A 13,872-nucleotide genomic window follows, 5' to 3' on the forward strand; every position below is an offset into this window, starting at 1 on the left:
CGAGATCGTTCAGAAAGCAGCCGAATCCAATGCGATGGGCCGACGAAGGCGTCGTTCTCGGCGTCCGCAAACATGGCGAGACGAGCGTCATTCTCGAAGTGATGACGCGCGAGCACGGCCGTCATTCGGGCCTCGTCCATGGCGGGCGTTCCAAGGCGCTGCGGCCGGTGCTCCAGCCCGGCAATACCGTTCAGGCGACGTGGCGGGCGCGCCTCGACGAGCATCTCGGAAATTTCCAGGTCGAAGGCATCAAGCTCCGCGCGTCCCGCCTCATGGGCTCGTCTATGGCGCTCTACGGCCTCGCCGCCCTGGCCAATCTGCTGCGCTGCGTCCCGGAGCGCGATCCGCATTTTGCCCTCTACGAAACCCTGACCGTTCTCGTGGACCATCTGGACGATCCGGACCTTGCGCCCGCGCTCTTCGTGCGGTTCGAACTCGCCATGCTGGCGGAACTCGGCTTCGGGCTCGATCTCACGTCCTGCGCTGCTACGGGCACCGAACGGGATCTCGTCTATGTTTCGCCCAGGAGCGGCCGTGCCGTCAGCGCGGCGGCAGGGGAGCCCTACAAGGATCGTCTCCTGGCGCTCCCGGGCTTCCTGATCGGCCAGAGCAGGGCCAACCGGCCGAGCGAGAGCGAGATCAAGGCCGGATTTGCGCTGACGGACTTCTTCCTGCATCAGAACGTCTTCGATCCGCAGGGGCAGCGGGCCCCCGAGGAGCGGGCGCGTTTCGTCGCACTCGCGACAGCTGGGGACGAATAAGGTTTGTTTCTGTTATGTTCTCATTTCAGGTGATAAAAAAGCGATTCGCAGTTGAGGAATTCGAGTAATGGGTAAGCCGGTCAATCCACCCTCTGGCGGCGAGATCGAGAACATCAATCTCAAGGACGCCCTGGAAGAGCGCTACCTCGCCTATGCGCTGTCCACCATCATGCACCGGGCGCTGCCGGATGCGCGGGACGGGCTGAAGCCCGTTCATCGCCGCATCCTGCACGCCATGCGGCTCCTGAAGCTCGACCCAAAATCCGCGCCGAAGAAATGCGCCCGCATCGTCGGCGACGTGATGGGTCAGTACCACCCGCACGGCGACCAGTCGATCTACGACGCCCTCGTGCGCATGGCGCAGGATTTCGCCCAGCGCTATCCGCTGGCGGACGGGCAGGGCAATTTCGGCAATATCGACGGCGATGGCGCCGCCGCTATGCGCTATACCGAGGCCAAGCTGACGGAGGTGGCGCGCCTCCTCCTCGAAGGCATCGACGAGGATTCGGTCGATTTCCGCGAGACCTACGATCAGGCCAATGAAGAGCCTGTCGTGCTGCCCGCCGCCTTCCCGAACCTGCTCGCCAACGGCTCGCAGGGCATCGCGGTCGGCATGGCGACATCCATCCCGCCGCACAACGCGGCCGAGTTGTGCGATGCGGCCCTGCATCTCATCACGAAGCCCAACGCCACGTCCGAGCAGTTGATGCAGTTCGTGCAGGGACCGGACCTTCCGACCGGAGGCATCATCGTCGACAGCCCGGCCTCGATGGCCGAGACCTACAGCACGGGCCGCGGCTCGTTCCGCGTTCGCGCCCGCTGGCAGAAGGAGGATCTCGGCCGCGGCAACTGGCAGATCGTCGTCACCGAAATTCCCTATGCGGTGCCGAAATCCCGCCTGATCGAGAAGATCGCGGAGCTGCTCCAGGAGAAGAAGCTGCCGCTGCTCGCCGATATCCGAGACGAATCGGCGGAGGATATCCGTGTGGTGCTGGAGCCGCGGGCCAAGACCGTGGATCCGATCATCCTCATGGAATCGCTCTTCAAGCTGACCGAGCTCGAGAGCCGCGTTCCGATGAACGTGAACGTTCTCGCGGGCGGCAAGGTGCCGAAGGTGCTGAGCCTCGCCGAGTGCCTGCGCGAATGGCTCGACCATCGCCGCGAAGTGCTGATCCGCCGTTCGAAGTTCCGCCTCTCCGCCATCGACAGGCGCTTGGAGATCCTGGGCGGCCTGCTCATCGTCTACCTCGATCTCGACCGGGTGATCAAAATCATCCGCGAGGAGGACGAGCCGAAGGCGGAGCTGATGCGCGTCTTCAAGCTGACCGAGGTCCAGGCGAACGCCATCCTCGACACGCGCCTGCGCTCGCTCCGCAAGCTCGAGGAGATGGAGCTCAAGCGCGAGCAGAAGAACCTGCAGGACGAGAAGGCCAAGATCGAGGAGCTGCTCGACTCCGATAAGGTGCAGTGGAAGACCGTCGCCGGCGAGATCAAGGAGGTTCGCAAGACCTTCGGGCCCGACACGGCTCTCGGCAAGCGCCGCACGACTTTCGCCGACGCGCCCGACACATCGGATATCGATTTCGCCGAGGCCATGATCGAGCGCGAGCCGATCACCGTGATCGTCTCCGAGAAGGGCTGGGTCCGGGCTATGAAGGGTCACCAGGACGACGTCTCCTCGGTGCAGTTCAAGGGCGATGACAAACTCAAGACGGCCTTCTTCGCCGAGACTACGTCCAAGATCATCGTGGTTGCGAACAACGGACGCTTCTTCACGCTCGATGCGTCGAAGCTGCCCGGCGGCCGCGGCTTCGGCGATCCGATCCGCCTCATGGTAGATCTGGAGGAGGGCGCCGATTTCATCGCGGCCTTCCCCTACAAGGCGGGCTCGAAACTGCTCGTGGCGGGGTCCGACGGGCGCGGCTTCATCGTACCGGCCGACGACGTCACGGCGAATACGCGCAAGGGCAAGCAGGTTCTCAATCTCGATGCACCGGCCGTCATGGTGGTCTGCACCGAGGCCGAGGGCGATCACATCGCCATCATCGGCGAGAACCGGAAGCTCCTGATCTTCCCCGCGAAGCAGCTGCCGGAAATGAGCCGCGGCAAGGGCGTGCGCCTCCAGCGCTACAAGGACGGCGGCGTGTCCGACGCCAAGGTGTTCACCCTGAAGGAAGGCCTCACCTGGAAGGATACTTCAGGCCGCACCTGGACGGTGGCGAAGGAGGATCTGCGCGACTGGCTGGGCGATCGCACCGAGGCCGGACGCCTTCCGCCGAAAGGCTTCCCGAAATCCAACAAGTTCGGGGAATGACATGAAGGAAAGGCCCGCCGGAAGGCGGGCCTTTCCTTATGGGCCTGTCGCTTCCGGTGCGGCATGCTCCTTGCGGGGTACGATGCGATAAGTGCAGCGGCGGCCACCGTGGAGAAGATGCTCTTCCCGGCGAACGACCGCGCCGGGCCCGAGAACGGCCGAGAAGATGGCGAGTTCGGATCGGCAGAAGCCCTGGCAGGCCGCCGCCGCGATGCAGATCGGGCAATGGTTTTCGATCAGGAGGAAGCTGCCGTCCGCCTCCCGCGACCAGGACGCCATGTAGCCTTCCTGGCTGCGAAGGTCCGCCAAGGCCGCGACCCTTGCCAGCAGGCTGGCCCTGTCGGCCATCCGGGCACCATAGACCTCGAGGACGTCCCGCTCCCGTCGGGCGATCAGCCGGTCGAGGCCCTCCGGCCCAAAGACATCGGCGACGCCGCGAAGGATCTCGACCGTCAGGCCCGCGTGATTGTCGGGAAAGCGCCCGTGTCCCTTGTCCGTGAGCGACCAACGGCGCTTGGGTCTGCCGACCCCGAGCCTCTCGTCGTCATAGGCCACGAGCCCGGCGGCATGGAGGCGGTCGAGCTGCTGGCGCATGGCGACGGGGGTCGTTCCCAGTGTCTGAGCCAGCGCGGCAGCCGTCTGAGGCCCGTGGGCCTTCAGCGCATGGAGCAGGCGATCGGAAGGGCGATTGTCCATGCTCGTAGCTTAATGCGATCGTCGAATAAAACAAGCAATGACTTTCTAAATAGACTTGGCTAAAGAAAGTCTTCCCTTTTCGAATCGCCGGATGCCCGCGCCATGGACGAAGTCAGAGACGGTCGGCCGCCCGCCGCTCTTTTCCCGAACGCCCTGGTGCTCATGCTGACGCTCTGCCTGGGGGAAGGGATTTACGCGCTCAACAGCTTCCTCGTCTCCACGTCCCTGCCTTCGGCCGTGATCGAACTCGGCGGCGCCGCCCTCATCGGCTGGGCCTTCACGGTCTATCTGGTGGCCGCCATCGTCGGGGGCGCCTCGGCCGGTTTCCTCAAGGCCCGGCTGGGTGCCCGTCGACTGCTCATCTGGCCGGCCATCGTCTTTCTGGCAGGCACGCTCCTGGCGAGCGAAGCATCCTCCATGATCACGGTCCTCGTCGGCAGAACGCTGCAAGGGCTCGGAGAGGGGATCATCGCGGCAGCCTGCTACGTTCTCGTGGCGGAGTTCCTGCCGCCGCGGCTGGTGCCGCGGTTCTTCGGCCTGATCGCGGTGACATGGGCGGGATGCGCCTTCGGCGGCCCGCTCCTGGCCGGCTTCGTCACGGAGACCTGGTCGTGGCGTGCCGCTTTTCTCATGAACGTCCCTCTCATTCTGATCTTCATGGGGCTCGTCCTCGCGATCATTCCGCCAGGTCGGGGCGGTGCCGCAAAGGGAATGCCGCCGCTCGGACGTCTTGCCGCAATCGCGGCCGGCATCATGCTGATCGCCGTCGCGGGGCTACAGTCGCAATGGTGGCTGACGGCGGGACTCGTGGGCTTGGCCATCGCCATGCTGGCCGGCATCGTCCTTCTCGACAAGCGCAGCCGCTACCGTCTGTTTCCAAGCGACGCCTTCTCGCTGGCCTCGACGGTAGGGGCTGGGTTGTGGGTCGCGCTGCTGATGCCGGTAGCGCAGGCATCCACCTCTGTGTACCTGCCTTTGTCCCTTCAGCGGCTCTGGGACTATAGTCCGACCGAGGCGGGCTTCGTGTCCGCTCTCATGGCGCTGTCCTGGTCGGCGGCGGCATTCGCCGTGTCATTCGTGAGCCGCGCGCCTTGGCCCCGGCGGCTCGTCCGGTCGGGGCCGCTGCTTCTGGTTCTGGGGCTTGCGGGCGCGGCCCTCGCCCTTCTGTCCGAGCTGCCATGGGTTCTGATCGGAGCCCAGATCGCCATCGGTTGCGGATTCGGCATCAGCTGGGCGTTTCTCAGCCAAGCGATCATGACGTCCGCCCGTCCGGGAGAACAGGATCTCGCCTCCGGTCTGGTGCCTACGACGCAATCCGCCGGATACGCCATCGGGGCCGCGACAGCCGGGATCATCGCCCAGGCAGCCGGGTTCGACGGCGACCTCGCGCCGGAGATCCTTGCTCCCGCGATGGTTGCGGTCTTCTCGGCGAGCGCCGTCATGGCCGTCGGCGCATGGCTGGTGAGCCTCCGGGTCGCGGCCACTTCGACGGAAGGCACAGCCTGATCGGGCACGTGACGACGGTAAGCTCAACCCGCCGTTCCGCCCGTCGTCTCGGTCGGGTTCTGCATCTCGGGTGGCACCGGACCGCGCTCGCCCGCGCCGTTCTCCAACTTGGCGGCGATCTCCGCTACGTGGCGTCCCTGGAAGCGTGCGCCGCCCAGTTCGTTCTCGCTCGGCTGGCGTGATCCGTCGCCGCCCGCGAGCGTCGTCGCCCCGTAGGGAGTGCCGCCGGAGATTTCGTCCATCTTCGTTTGCCCGGGATAGGAATAGGGCAGGCCGACGATGATCATGCCGTGATGGAGCAGGGTGGTGTGAAACGACGTGATGGTCGTCTCCTGGCCGCCATGCTGGGTCGCCGTCGATGCGAACACGCTGCCGACCTTGCCGATCAGCGCGCCTTTCACCCACAGGCCGCCGGTCTGATCGAGGAAGTTGCGCATCTGCGCCGCCATGTTGCCGTAGCGGGTCGGTGTGCCGAAGATGATCGCGTCGTAATCGGCGAGTTCGTTCGGGTCCGCGATGGGGGCGTCCTGGTCGGTCTTCATGCCGGATGCGCGCGCGATCTCGCCCGGCACGAGTTCGGGAACGCGCTTGACGGTGACCTCGGTCCCAGCGACCGAGCGCGCGCCTTCCGCAATGGCCCGGGCCATCGTTTCGATATGCCCATAGGATGAGTAGTAGAGAACGAGAATCTTGGCCATCGCGTATCCCTTCGCATCCGAAAGTCACGCAGGAACGAGTGGCCGACGCGCGTTGTTCCGGACCGGGGGGCTAGGGATTCGATCGGAACACGGTCATCCCACCCGCACCCAGCCGTGGGCGCCGAGGCGCTCCTGGGGGGTGAAGCGGGCCTTGTAGCCCATCTTCTTCGAACCCTCGACCCAGTAGCCGAGATAGAGATACGGCAATCCCTTCGCCCTGGCGCGCCGGATGTGGTCGAGGATCATGAAGGTGCCGAGGCTGCGGTCCTGACGGTCCGGATCGTAGAAGGAATAGACCATCGACAGGCCGTCGCTCATCACGTCGGTGAGGGCGACCGCGATGAGGTCGCCCTCACCGCGCCCGGTGATGCCACTGTCGATTCCGCGGCGGCGGTATTCGATCAGCAGCGTGTCCACGTGGCTGTCCTCGACCATCATGGAATAGTCGAGCACCGACATGTCGGCCATGCCGCCATCGGCATGACGGGCATCGACGTAGCGGCGGAAGAGCGCATATTGCTCCGAACTCGGCCGGTTCGGGATCTCGTTGCCGATCAGGTCGGCGTTGTTCCTGAGCACGCGTTTCAGATTGCCCGAGGGCTCGAATTCGCCCGTGAGGACGCGGACGGACACGCAGGCTCTGCAGGTGTCGCAGGCCGGACGGTAGGCGATCGTCTGCGAGCGGCGGAAGCCTCCCTGAGTGAGGATCTCGTTCAGCTCGCGACCGCGCCGGCCCACGATATGCGTGAAGACTTTCCGTTCCTCCTTGCCCGGCAGGTAAGGGCAGACGGACGGGGAGGTCAGATAGAATTGCGGGGCGTCGCGGGAGTGACTCGTCAAGCCGGAAAGCCTTGTGGAGAAACCTTGAGCGCTCAATCAACGCTCCAAGGATAACATTGGTGCCCGCCCCGTCCAGGAAAAGAGAGCAGGTGTCGCAGCCCGCTATTCGCTGCGGACGATCATCATGCCCGTGAGCAGGTCGCGGATGAAGCGTCCGTCGTTGCGGATGAAGCCGACCAGCACGTCGCAGGCCCAGAGCAGGAAGGTCGAGATGGCGACGTAGAAGAAGAGCGCATGCACGGCGGCCGCGAGCATCGAGACCCGGCGGCCCGTGGACGGGTCGATCACGCGCAGGCCCATGCTGCGCATGCCGACGGTCGCCTGATTGGGGCCGCCGATGGTCACCGCGTTGTAGACGATGAAGATAAGCGCCGTGAGGGGCAGGGCGAAGAACAGGCCCCAGCCGAGCCCCAGGGTGATGAGGCCGAGAAAGAAGATGCCGATGGAAATCAGCACAACCCAGAGCGCGATGACGAGCAGGTCGATGAGATAGGCCCAGAACCGGCGCGCGATCACGCCGTCCGTCAGGCGGCTATCCGCCGGGAACGTGTTGTAGTCGATGGTCGGCGGGTAGGGCCGATTGACCATGTTGCTTCCTCAATAGGCGGTCTCGGACAGGCCGCGCGAGTCGATCCGTCGCGGTGCGAGGCCCTCCGCCTTGAGGGCCTCGAATACCTCCAATGTATGTTGTCTGTCGCGAGTTTCGATAGTGATGTCGATGGAAACGCCTTTGGCGGGCACGTCGAGGAAGAGGCGGCCGTGGGAGACTTCGAGGATGTTGGCGCCCAGGTTCCCGAGAAGGCTCGCCACACGTCCCAGGAGTCCGGGCCTGTCGTGGGACGTGATCCGGAAGGAGGCGATCCTGTCGTCCCGCTCCAGTTCGCGCACCATGACCGAGGCGAGGATACGGGCATCGATATTACCGCCGCAGAGCACCAGGCCGACCCGCTTGCCTTCGAAGCGCTCGGGCTCGGCCAGCATGGCGGCGAGCCCCGCCGCGCCCGCGCCCTCGGCCATGGTCCGCTGCAGGGTGGCATAGGCGTTCACTGCGCGCTCGATCAGCGGTTCCTCGACAAGGATGATGTCCGGGACGAGATCCCGCACGATCGGCAGCGGCAATTGGCCCACGGTCTTGACCGCGATGCCTTCCGCCAGCGTCGCGCCGCCGATGGGACGCTCCTCGCCGCGGATCGCATTCGTGAAGGACGGGTAGAGGGCCGCCTCGACGCCGATGATCTCGATGGAGGGCTTCAGGGCCTTCGCGGCGACGGCGATTCCCGAGATCAGGCCGCCGCCCCCGATGGGCACGACGATCTGGTCGAGATCGGGCGCATCGGCCAGCATTTCCATCGCGATGGTGCCCTGACCCGCCATGACCTTCGGATCGTCGTAGGGATGGACGAAGACGAGCCCCTCGGCCTCGGCGATCTCGCGCGCCTTGGCGGCGGACTCGTAGAGCGTCTCGCCGAACAGCACCACGCGCGCGCCGTAGGAGCGGGTATTCTCTGCCTTCACCAGGGGAGCGCTCTCCGGCATGACGATGACGGCCGGGATGCCGAAGCGCCGGGCGTGGTAGGCCACGGCCTGGGCATGGTTGCCCGCCGACATGGCGATGACGCCGCGGCGGCGCTCCTCGGGCGCCAGGCTCTCCAGCTTGTTGACCGCGCCGCGCTCCTTGAAGGAGCCGGTGGGCTGCATGTTCTCGTGCTTGACGCAGACATTCGCGCCCGTGATCTGGGAAAGGCGGGGCGCAGGCACCAGAGGCGTGCGCAGAACCTGGCCCCGAACGGTGTCGGCTGCGCGCTCCACGTCCTGCAGGGTGATGGCATAATCGGCCACGGCTTCCTCCGGTTTTCCCATGATATCATCCTTAGGCGGAATCTTCCTTAGACAGTTCTCGGCGTCGTGTCCTGAAAGCCCAGCAATCCGCCGGGCCGGAAGATCAGAAAGACGACGAGCGCCGCATAGAGAGCGATATCCCGTCCCTCGATCGGCAGATAAGCCGACCAGACGGTTTCGAACAATCCGATGACGAAACCGCCGAGCAGCGCCCCCGGCACCGAGCCGATGCCGCCGATCACCGCGCCGATCAGGGCCTTCAGGCCATACTGAAACCCGCCCGCAAAGCCCAGGCCCCCGTACTGCACGACGATCAGCATGCCCGAGAGGCCCGCCATGGCTCCCGCAAGGGCGAGCGTCTGCGTCAGGAGGCGCGAGCCGTCGACGCCCATGATCGCCGCCGCGCGGGCGTCGTCCGCGACGGCCCGCCACGCCCGTCCGAAGGCCGTCGCCTTCATCAGCCACAAGAGCCCGAGCGCGGCGATCAGCCCGGTCCCGGCCGTCATGACGCTGATGGGCGTGAGGCTGACCAGGAAGCTCCCCGCCCGGGCCAGGGGCCACGCATCGGCCCAGATGGGGGGCAGCCAGATCGTTACCGGGCTCTGGACGAGGCGCAGATATTCCATCAGGGCGAGCGAGAGGCCGACCGTCGCGATGAGGCTCGGTTGGGAGCTGGCCGTGGTGATGCGGCCGATTGTGAAATATCCGCCGACGGCGCTGTGCATCGCGCCCGCGAAGACGGCGCCCGCGAGACCCGCCGCGAGTCCCAGAAGCGGGGAGTTCAAGCCCGACACGATGACCAGGGCCGCTCCCGTGACGGTGGCGGCCGATCCCACGGCCGCGAGTTCCCCGAAGGCCAGGTTGACGCGCCCGCTCAGACCGAAGACCAGCGCGAAGGCCACGGACAGAAGGGCGTAGATCGCCGTACGCGGGAGGCTCACCAGAATCTGCTGCAGCCAATAGGCTAATCCGGCCGGAAGCTCGATCAACGCCGCGTCCGGCGGGCTGCCCGGATCCGCCGCGATGCCCTCGGGCGTTTCGAGATAATAGTGCTTGAGCATGTAGAGGCTCGCGCCCGAGATCGGGCCTTCCTCGGTGGCGAGCCCGGTCAGCTCGGACTTGTCGAGGGACAGGCCCTCGGCCGCGAAGGTGCAGACGACATAGCGGTCGAGCGGGGGATGGTCCGGCGATTCGGCCGAGTAGAGCACCGTCAGGCTTCGCGGTGCCGGGCCTTCCTGGATGCGCTGGACTGTGATCGACGCGCCTGGATTAAGGGCCGGCAGGGTGGACCGGCATATGCGCGCCTGATCCGCGTCGATGGACAGGCCGCAGGCACTCAGCAGGGCAAAGGGGACGATAAGGACCAGATTTCGGAACATGCCCTTGGTCCTGTGCAGCTCTGAATATTGCGTGGACACCAAAGGTTTCAGCTTCTTGCTTTGCTCAGATGCGCCAGTTTAGCTATGTTGTATCGAAGCCGCGAGCCGCACAGAGAGGGCCGATGAATCCGAAATGTGTAGCTTTCGTGCGGCTGATTGCAATCTCTTTTACGTTCTGGGTTTTTTCCGCTGAAGCCCGATCCCAGGAGGCATGGGTGGACCCCTGGCTTGAAAACTCCCAGGTTCCAGCGATCGCCGCCAAGGCACCTGGATTCAACCATGGGACGAGCCTCTGCTCAATTCACGCATACTTGCGGAAGCTGAATCCCAGAGGGGCCAACCTCAGAGCAGGCCCGGGACGGAATTTTCTCATCGTGGCGCGAATAGCCGGAGCCAACCCGGAAGATGACATGCAGCCAGAGTTTCAGGTGATCGGCGCGCGAAACGGCTGGCTAATGATCCACGATCCCCACTGGGCGGAGTATGGTGCCGACAATCCGCAGGTGCTTTACAAGGGATCCGCCTGGGTTGCCCCGGGTCTAATCGCATTCGACATGGAGGGCTACACGCTCTTTTCCAAGCCAAGGATCGGGGCAGCCGTCCTTCTCGCGCTCAAAGGTCCCGAGGAGGAATGGACCGGCGCCAACGTCAGAGTCGAGCAGGTGCATGGCTGCAGCGGAGGCTTCCTCGACATCACCGTCAGGAAGAAGGATGGAACGAGGAGCCGTGGGTGGTTCGCCGCCATCTGTGGCAATCAGGGGACTACATGCTCGTTCGGCAATGAGCCGCTTATGATCGAGGAACGCAGGGGAAAACTCATCAGCGCGACAGACCCGGAGTGACAGGTCTGTCGTACCGATTGTGAGAGCGCGGTCAGGCTTGAGCCTTCTTCAGCTTCTCGGCGACGCGGGGCGCGAAATAGGTGAGGACGCCGTCGGCGCCCGCGCGTTTGAAGGCCAGCAGGCTCTCCATCATGGCGCGCTCGCCGTCGATCCAGCCGTTTTTGGCTGCGCCCTGGATCATCGCATATTCGCCAGACACCTGGTACGCGAAGGTCGGGACGGCGAAGGTTTCCTTCACCCGGTGGACGATGTCGAGATAGGGCATGCCGGGCTTGACCATGATCATGTCGGCGCCTTCCTCGAGATCGAGGGCGACCTCGCGCATGGCTTCGTGCGTGTTGGCCGGATCCATCTGATAGGTGCGTTTGTCACCGATGAGCGTGGCGCTGGTCCCGATGGCGTCGCGGAACGGGCCGTAGAAGGCCGAGGCGTATTTCGCCGCATAGGCCATGATCTGCACGTCCTGGAACCCGGCCGCGTCGAGAGCCGCGCGGATCGCGCCCACGCGTCCGTCCATCATGTCGGAGGGCGCGATGACGTCGGAGCCCGCCTCGGCCTGGAGCACGGCCTGCCGGGCGAGCAGCGCCACCGACTCGTCGTTGAGAATGCGGTCACCGTCCATCACGCCGTCATGGCCGTGGCTGGTATAGGGGTCGAGGGCGACGTCCGTGATCACGCCGATCTCGGGCACGGCCCGCTTGATCTCGCGCACGGCGCGATTCACGAGGTTGCGGCTGTTCAGGGATTCCGAGCCCGTCGGATCGCGAAGCGCCGGGTCGGTATAGGGAAAGAGCGCGAGGGCCGGGATGTCGAGGGCGGCGGCGCGCTCCGCCTCCTTCACCACTTCACCGATGGTCAGGCGCTCGACGCCCGGCATGGACTCGACCGGTTGCCGACCGCTCTCGCCTTCGACGACGAAAAGGGGCCAGATCAGGTCGTTCGTCGTCAGTACGTTCTCGCGCACCAGCCGCCTGGACCACTCGGCCTTGCGATTGCGTCGCAGGCGGTGGGACAAATTCAAGGAGGAAGCAGCTTCCGGTGCGGCAGGGCGGGGGAACGGCGACAGTTTCGACATAATCCTCATCCAGAGCCGGCATCGCTGCGCCGGCGCATGCCGAGAGGGGTAGCACATTTAAATCGCTCTAAAAAAGGGCTCGGCGTCGCATTCGGAACATTCCTGAGGGAAAACAGACAGGGCTGCCATGCATTGACGGTAACCTTGGGCGCTGTTTAATCGCCAGGATGGGCATTCGGGCCGAAGCAGGGAAAGGCGCTCCATGGACGAGAACGCGGAAGTGACATGCGAAAAGCACGGTGCCGCCGGCATCATCACGCTCAATCGTCCCCGCGCCCTCAACGCCCTGACCCTGACCATGGTGCGCGAGATGCGCCGGGCCCTCGATGCCTGGGCCGCGGACCCGGAGGTCTCCCGCATCGTCGTCCAGGGCGCCGGCGAGAAGGCGTTCTGCGCGGGTGGCGACATCCGCCGCCTCACCGATCTTCTGCAGGCGGGCGAGCGCGACGAAGCGCTCGCGTTCTGGCGCGAGGAGTATCAGCTCAACATTCGGATCAAGCATTACCCGAAGCCATATGTCTCCCTCATCGACGGCATCGTCATGGGCGGCGGTGTCGGCGTGTCTCTGCACGGATCCCACCGCGTCGCGGGCGAGCGCTATCTCTTCGCGATGCCGGAAGTCGGCATCGGCTTCTTTCCCGACGTGGGCGCGACCTATGCCCTGCCGCGCCTTCCCGGCCGCACCGGCATGTATCTGGCGCTGACCGGCGAGCGGGTGAAGCAGGCCGACGCGGTGATGCTCGGCCTCGCCACCCATGCGGTCCCGAGCGCCGCGATGGAGTCCCTGCGCCAGGCCCTGATCGCAGGCGAGCCGGTGGACGAGGCGCTGGCAAAGGCCTCCTTCGATCCCGGACCCGCGCCGTTGAGTCCGGAGCGCGCGGTCATCGATTCCTGTTTCTCGGCCGGGAGCGTCGCCGGCGTGCTGGAGTGCCTCGACGAGGCAGTGGATCAGGGCAGCGAATTCGCGGCCAGGACGGCGGCGGGCATGCGCGCCAAGTCGCCGACCAGCATGAGCATCGCCTTCGAGCAGGTGCGCCGAGGCGCCTCCCTGTCCTTCGAGGACGCCATGAGGACCGAGTTCCGCATCGTCTCCCGAATCGGCGACGGCAGGGACTTCTTCGAGGGTGTCCGGGCGGTTCTGGTCGACAAGGACAATCAGCCCCGCTGGGATCCGGCCACCCTCGAGGGCGTGACGCGGGAAGCGGTCGAGCGCTACTTCGCGGGCCTGGGCGCCCACGAACTGGAGACCCGCTGATGCCCCGGAACGGCAACCACGGCGCAGCGCAGGAAGCCGCGCGGGACTATCTCTCGGACCGGATCGAGGAGCGTCCGGCAGCACCCGCCTCCATGCGCTGGGGCTTCGTCCTGACCTGGTTCATGCGGGTGCTCGCGATCATCTGGATCATGAAGGGGCTCAGCTCCTGGTCGGTGATCCTGGGGATCTGGACGCCCGCCGGTCAGTTCGAGGCCCGGTCGACGGGTTACCAGGCGATGATCATCTATTTCGCCCTGATCGACCTGATCGCGGCGGTCGGACTGTGGATGGCCGGCACCTGGGGCGGGATCATGTGGCTCCTGGCGGTCATGAGCCATCTGATCCTCGCGGCCTTCTTCCCGAGCATCGTCTCCAGCGGCATTCTCACGATCGTGTTCTTCCTCACGCTCGTGGCGGTCTATGTGGCGGTGTCCTGGCTCGCGGCCCAGGAGGAATAGGCGAGCTCCCGCGCGGCCGGGTTTCCCGGAGGCGCGCCTCACACAGAAGTGTATCCTCAAGAACACAGTTCGGAGATACATCGCAGGAGAGGCCGGTCGCGAGGGCTGAAGTCGGAGCCGAGGACAATTTTGCCATAAAACGGCCCCGAAGTTCTTCGTTTTCGATACCGTTCCTTAATTCTATCCCGGCAGTTTTTGCTGGGAGCGGG

At 65.3% G+C, this 13,872-nt stretch carries 13 protein-coding genes; 6 read left to right on the forward strand and 7 right to left on the reverse strand.

The features are described 5' to 3' along the window. The first annotated feature begins 29 nt into the window (after positions 1-29). Together recO and parC are read left to right on the forward strand one after the other, a co-directional pair. Positions 30-761 (forward strand): DNA repair protein RecO, encoded by a 732-nt coding sequence (gene recO, locus AB8841_RS18035; protein ID WP_370437197.1) that lies wholly within the window; start codon positions 30-32, stop codon positions 759-761. Between the two features lie 67 nt (positions 762-828). Then, positions 829-3,075, forward strand: a complete 2,247-nt coding sequence (gene parC, locus AB8841_RS18040) for a DNA topoisomerase IV subunit A (protein ID WP_370437198.1) — start codon at positions 829-831, stop codon at positions 3,073-3,075. 36 nt (positions 3,076-3,111) lie between these two features. Here parC and AB8841_RS18045 read toward each other — a convergent pair whose 3' ends face one another. Beyond that, positions 3,112-3,771, reverse strand: coding sequence for a helix-turn-helix transcriptional regulator (locus tag AB8841_RS18045; protein ID WP_370437199.1), 660 nt, complete (start codon positions 3,769-3,771; stop codon positions 3,112-3,114). Positions 3,772-3,873: 102 nt separating this feature from the next. Between AB8841_RS18045 and AB8841_RS18050 the strand changes: the two genes are divergently transcribed. Then, positions 3,874-5,277 carry an MFS transporter gene (locus AB8841_RS18050; RefSeq protein ID WP_370437200.1) on the forward strand — a complete coding sequence of 468 codons (1,404 nt, stop codon included), beginning with the start codon at positions 3,874-3,876 and terminating at the stop codon, positions 5,275-5,277. A gap of 23 nt (positions 5,278-5,300) precedes the next feature. Here AB8841_RS18050 and wrbA read toward each other — a convergent pair whose 3' ends face one another. From wrbA to AB8841_RS18075, 5 genes are all read right to left on the reverse strand, one after another. Then, positions 5,301-5,975, reverse strand: coding sequence for an NAD(P)H:quinone oxidoreductase (wrbA, locus tag AB8841_RS18055; protein WP_370437201.1), 675 nt, complete (start codon positions 5,973-5,975; stop codon positions 5,301-5,303). 93 nt (positions 5,976-6,068) lie between these two features. Beyond that, complete coding sequence (locus tag AB8841_RS18060) at positions 6,069-6,815, reverse strand: arginyltransferase (protein WP_370437202.1); 747 nt, start codon at positions 6,813-6,815, stop codon at positions 6,069-6,071. A 102-nt stretch (positions 6,816-6,917) separates the two neighbouring features. Continuing rightward, positions 6,918-7,403, reverse strand: a complete 486-nt coding sequence (locus tag AB8841_RS18065; protein ID WP_370437203.1) for an RDD family protein — start codon at positions 7,401-7,403, stop codon at positions 6,918-6,920. A gap of 9 nt (positions 7,404-7,412) precedes the next feature. Continuing rightward, on the reverse strand, positions 7,413-8,675 hold the full coding sequence (locus AB8841_RS18070; RefSeq protein WP_370437204.1) for a threonine ammonia-lyase: 1,263 nt from the start codon (positions 8,673-8,675) through the stop codon (positions 7,413-7,415). A 26-nt stretch (positions 8,676-8,701) separates the two neighbouring features. After that, positions 8,702-10,033, reverse strand: a complete 1,332-nt coding sequence (locus tag AB8841_RS18075) for a branched-chain amino acid ABC transporter permease (protein ID WP_370437205.1) — start codon at positions 10,031-10,033, stop codon at positions 8,702-8,704. Between the two features lie 122 nt (positions 10,034-10,155). On the opposite strand from AB8841_RS18075, the gene AB8841_RS18080 reads away from it, so the two are divergent. After that, positions 10,156-10,875, forward strand: a complete 720-nt coding sequence (locus AB8841_RS18080) for a hypothetical protein (RefSeq protein WP_370437206.1) — start codon at positions 10,156-10,158, stop codon at positions 10,873-10,875. 31 nt (positions 10,876-10,906) lie between these two features. Here AB8841_RS18080 and hemB read toward each other — a convergent pair whose 3' ends face one another. After that, positions 10,907-11,950, reverse strand: coding sequence for a porphobilinogen synthase (gene hemB / locus AB8841_RS18085; protein ID WP_370437207.1), 1,044 nt, complete (start codon positions 11,948-11,950; stop codon positions 10,907-10,909). A gap of 202 nt (positions 11,951-12,152) precedes the next feature. Here hemB and AB8841_RS18090 point away from each other — a divergent pair, with 202 nt between their 5' ends. Both AB8841_RS18090 and AB8841_RS18095 read left to right on the forward strand, forming a co-directional pair. Beyond that, complete coding sequence (locus AB8841_RS18090) at positions 12,153-13,205, forward strand: enoyl-CoA hydratase/isomerase family protein (RefSeq protein WP_370437208.1); 1,053 nt, start codon at positions 12,153-12,155, stop codon at positions 13,203-13,205. Continuing rightward, positions 13,205-13,663: a DUF6163 family protein gene (locus AB8841_RS18095; RefSeq protein ID WP_370437209.1), complete on the forward strand. Its 459-nt coding sequence runs from the start codon at positions 13,205-13,207 to the stop codon at positions 13,661-13,663. Before AB8841_RS18090 ends, AB8841_RS18095 begins: the two co-directional genes overlap by 1 nt. The last annotated feature ends 209 nt before the right edge of the window (positions 13,664-13,872 follow it).

This window comes from Microvirga sp. TS319 (genome assembly GCF_041276405.1).
Classification (GTDB): domain Bacteria; phylum Pseudomonadota; class Alphaproteobacteria; order Rhizobiales; family Beijerinckiaceae; genus Microvirga.

Excerpts from the sequence above, each read along its gene's own strand:
- AB8841_RS18045 (WP_370437199.1), bottom strand. The coding sequence starts at position 3,771 with ATGGACAATCGCCCTTCCGATCGCCTGCTCCATGCGCTGAAGGCCCAC.
- recO (WP_370437197.1), top strand. The coding sequence starts at position 30 with ATGCGATGGGCCGACGAAGGCGTCGTTCTCGGCGTCCGCAAACATGGC.
- AB8841_RS18070 (WP_370437204.1), bottom strand. The coding sequence starts at position 8,675 with ATGGGAAAACCGGAGGAAGCCGTGGCCGATTATGCCATCACCCTGCAG.
- AB8841_RS18090 (WP_370437208.1), top strand. The coding sequence starts at position 12,153 with ATGGACGAGAACGCGGAAGTGACATGCGAAAAGCACGGTGCCGCCGGC.
- AB8841_RS18095 (WP_370437209.1), top strand. The coding sequence starts at position 13,205 with ATGCCCCGGAACGGCAACCACGGCGCAGCGCAGGAAGCCGCGCGGGAC.
- wrbA (WP_370437201.1), bottom strand. The coding sequence starts at position 5,975 with ATGGCCAAGATTCTCGTTCTCTACTACTCATCCTATGGGCATATCGAA.
- AB8841_RS18050 (WP_370437200.1), top strand. The coding sequence starts at position 3,874 with ATGGACGAAGTCAGAGACGGTCGGCCGCCCGCCGCTCTTTTCCCGAAC.
- parC (WP_370437198.1), top strand. The coding sequence starts at position 829 with ATGGGTAAGCCGGTCAATCCACCCTCTGGCGGCGAGATCGAGAACATC.
- AB8841_RS18075 (WP_370437205.1), bottom strand. The coding sequence starts at position 10,033 with ATGTTCCGAAATCTGGTCCTTATCGTCCCCTTTGCCCTGCTGAGTGCC.
- hemB (WP_370437207.1), bottom strand. The coding sequence starts at position 11,950 with ATGTCGAAACTGTCGCCGTTCCCCCGCCCTGCCGCACCGGAAGCTGCT.
- AB8841_RS18065 (WP_370437203.1), bottom strand. The coding sequence starts at position 7,403 with ATGGTCAATCGGCCCTACCCGCCGACCATCGACTACAACACGTTCCCG.
- AB8841_RS18080 (WP_370437206.1), top strand. The coding sequence starts at position 10,156 with ATGAATCCGAAATGTGTAGCTTTCGTGCGGCTGATTGCAATCTCTTTT.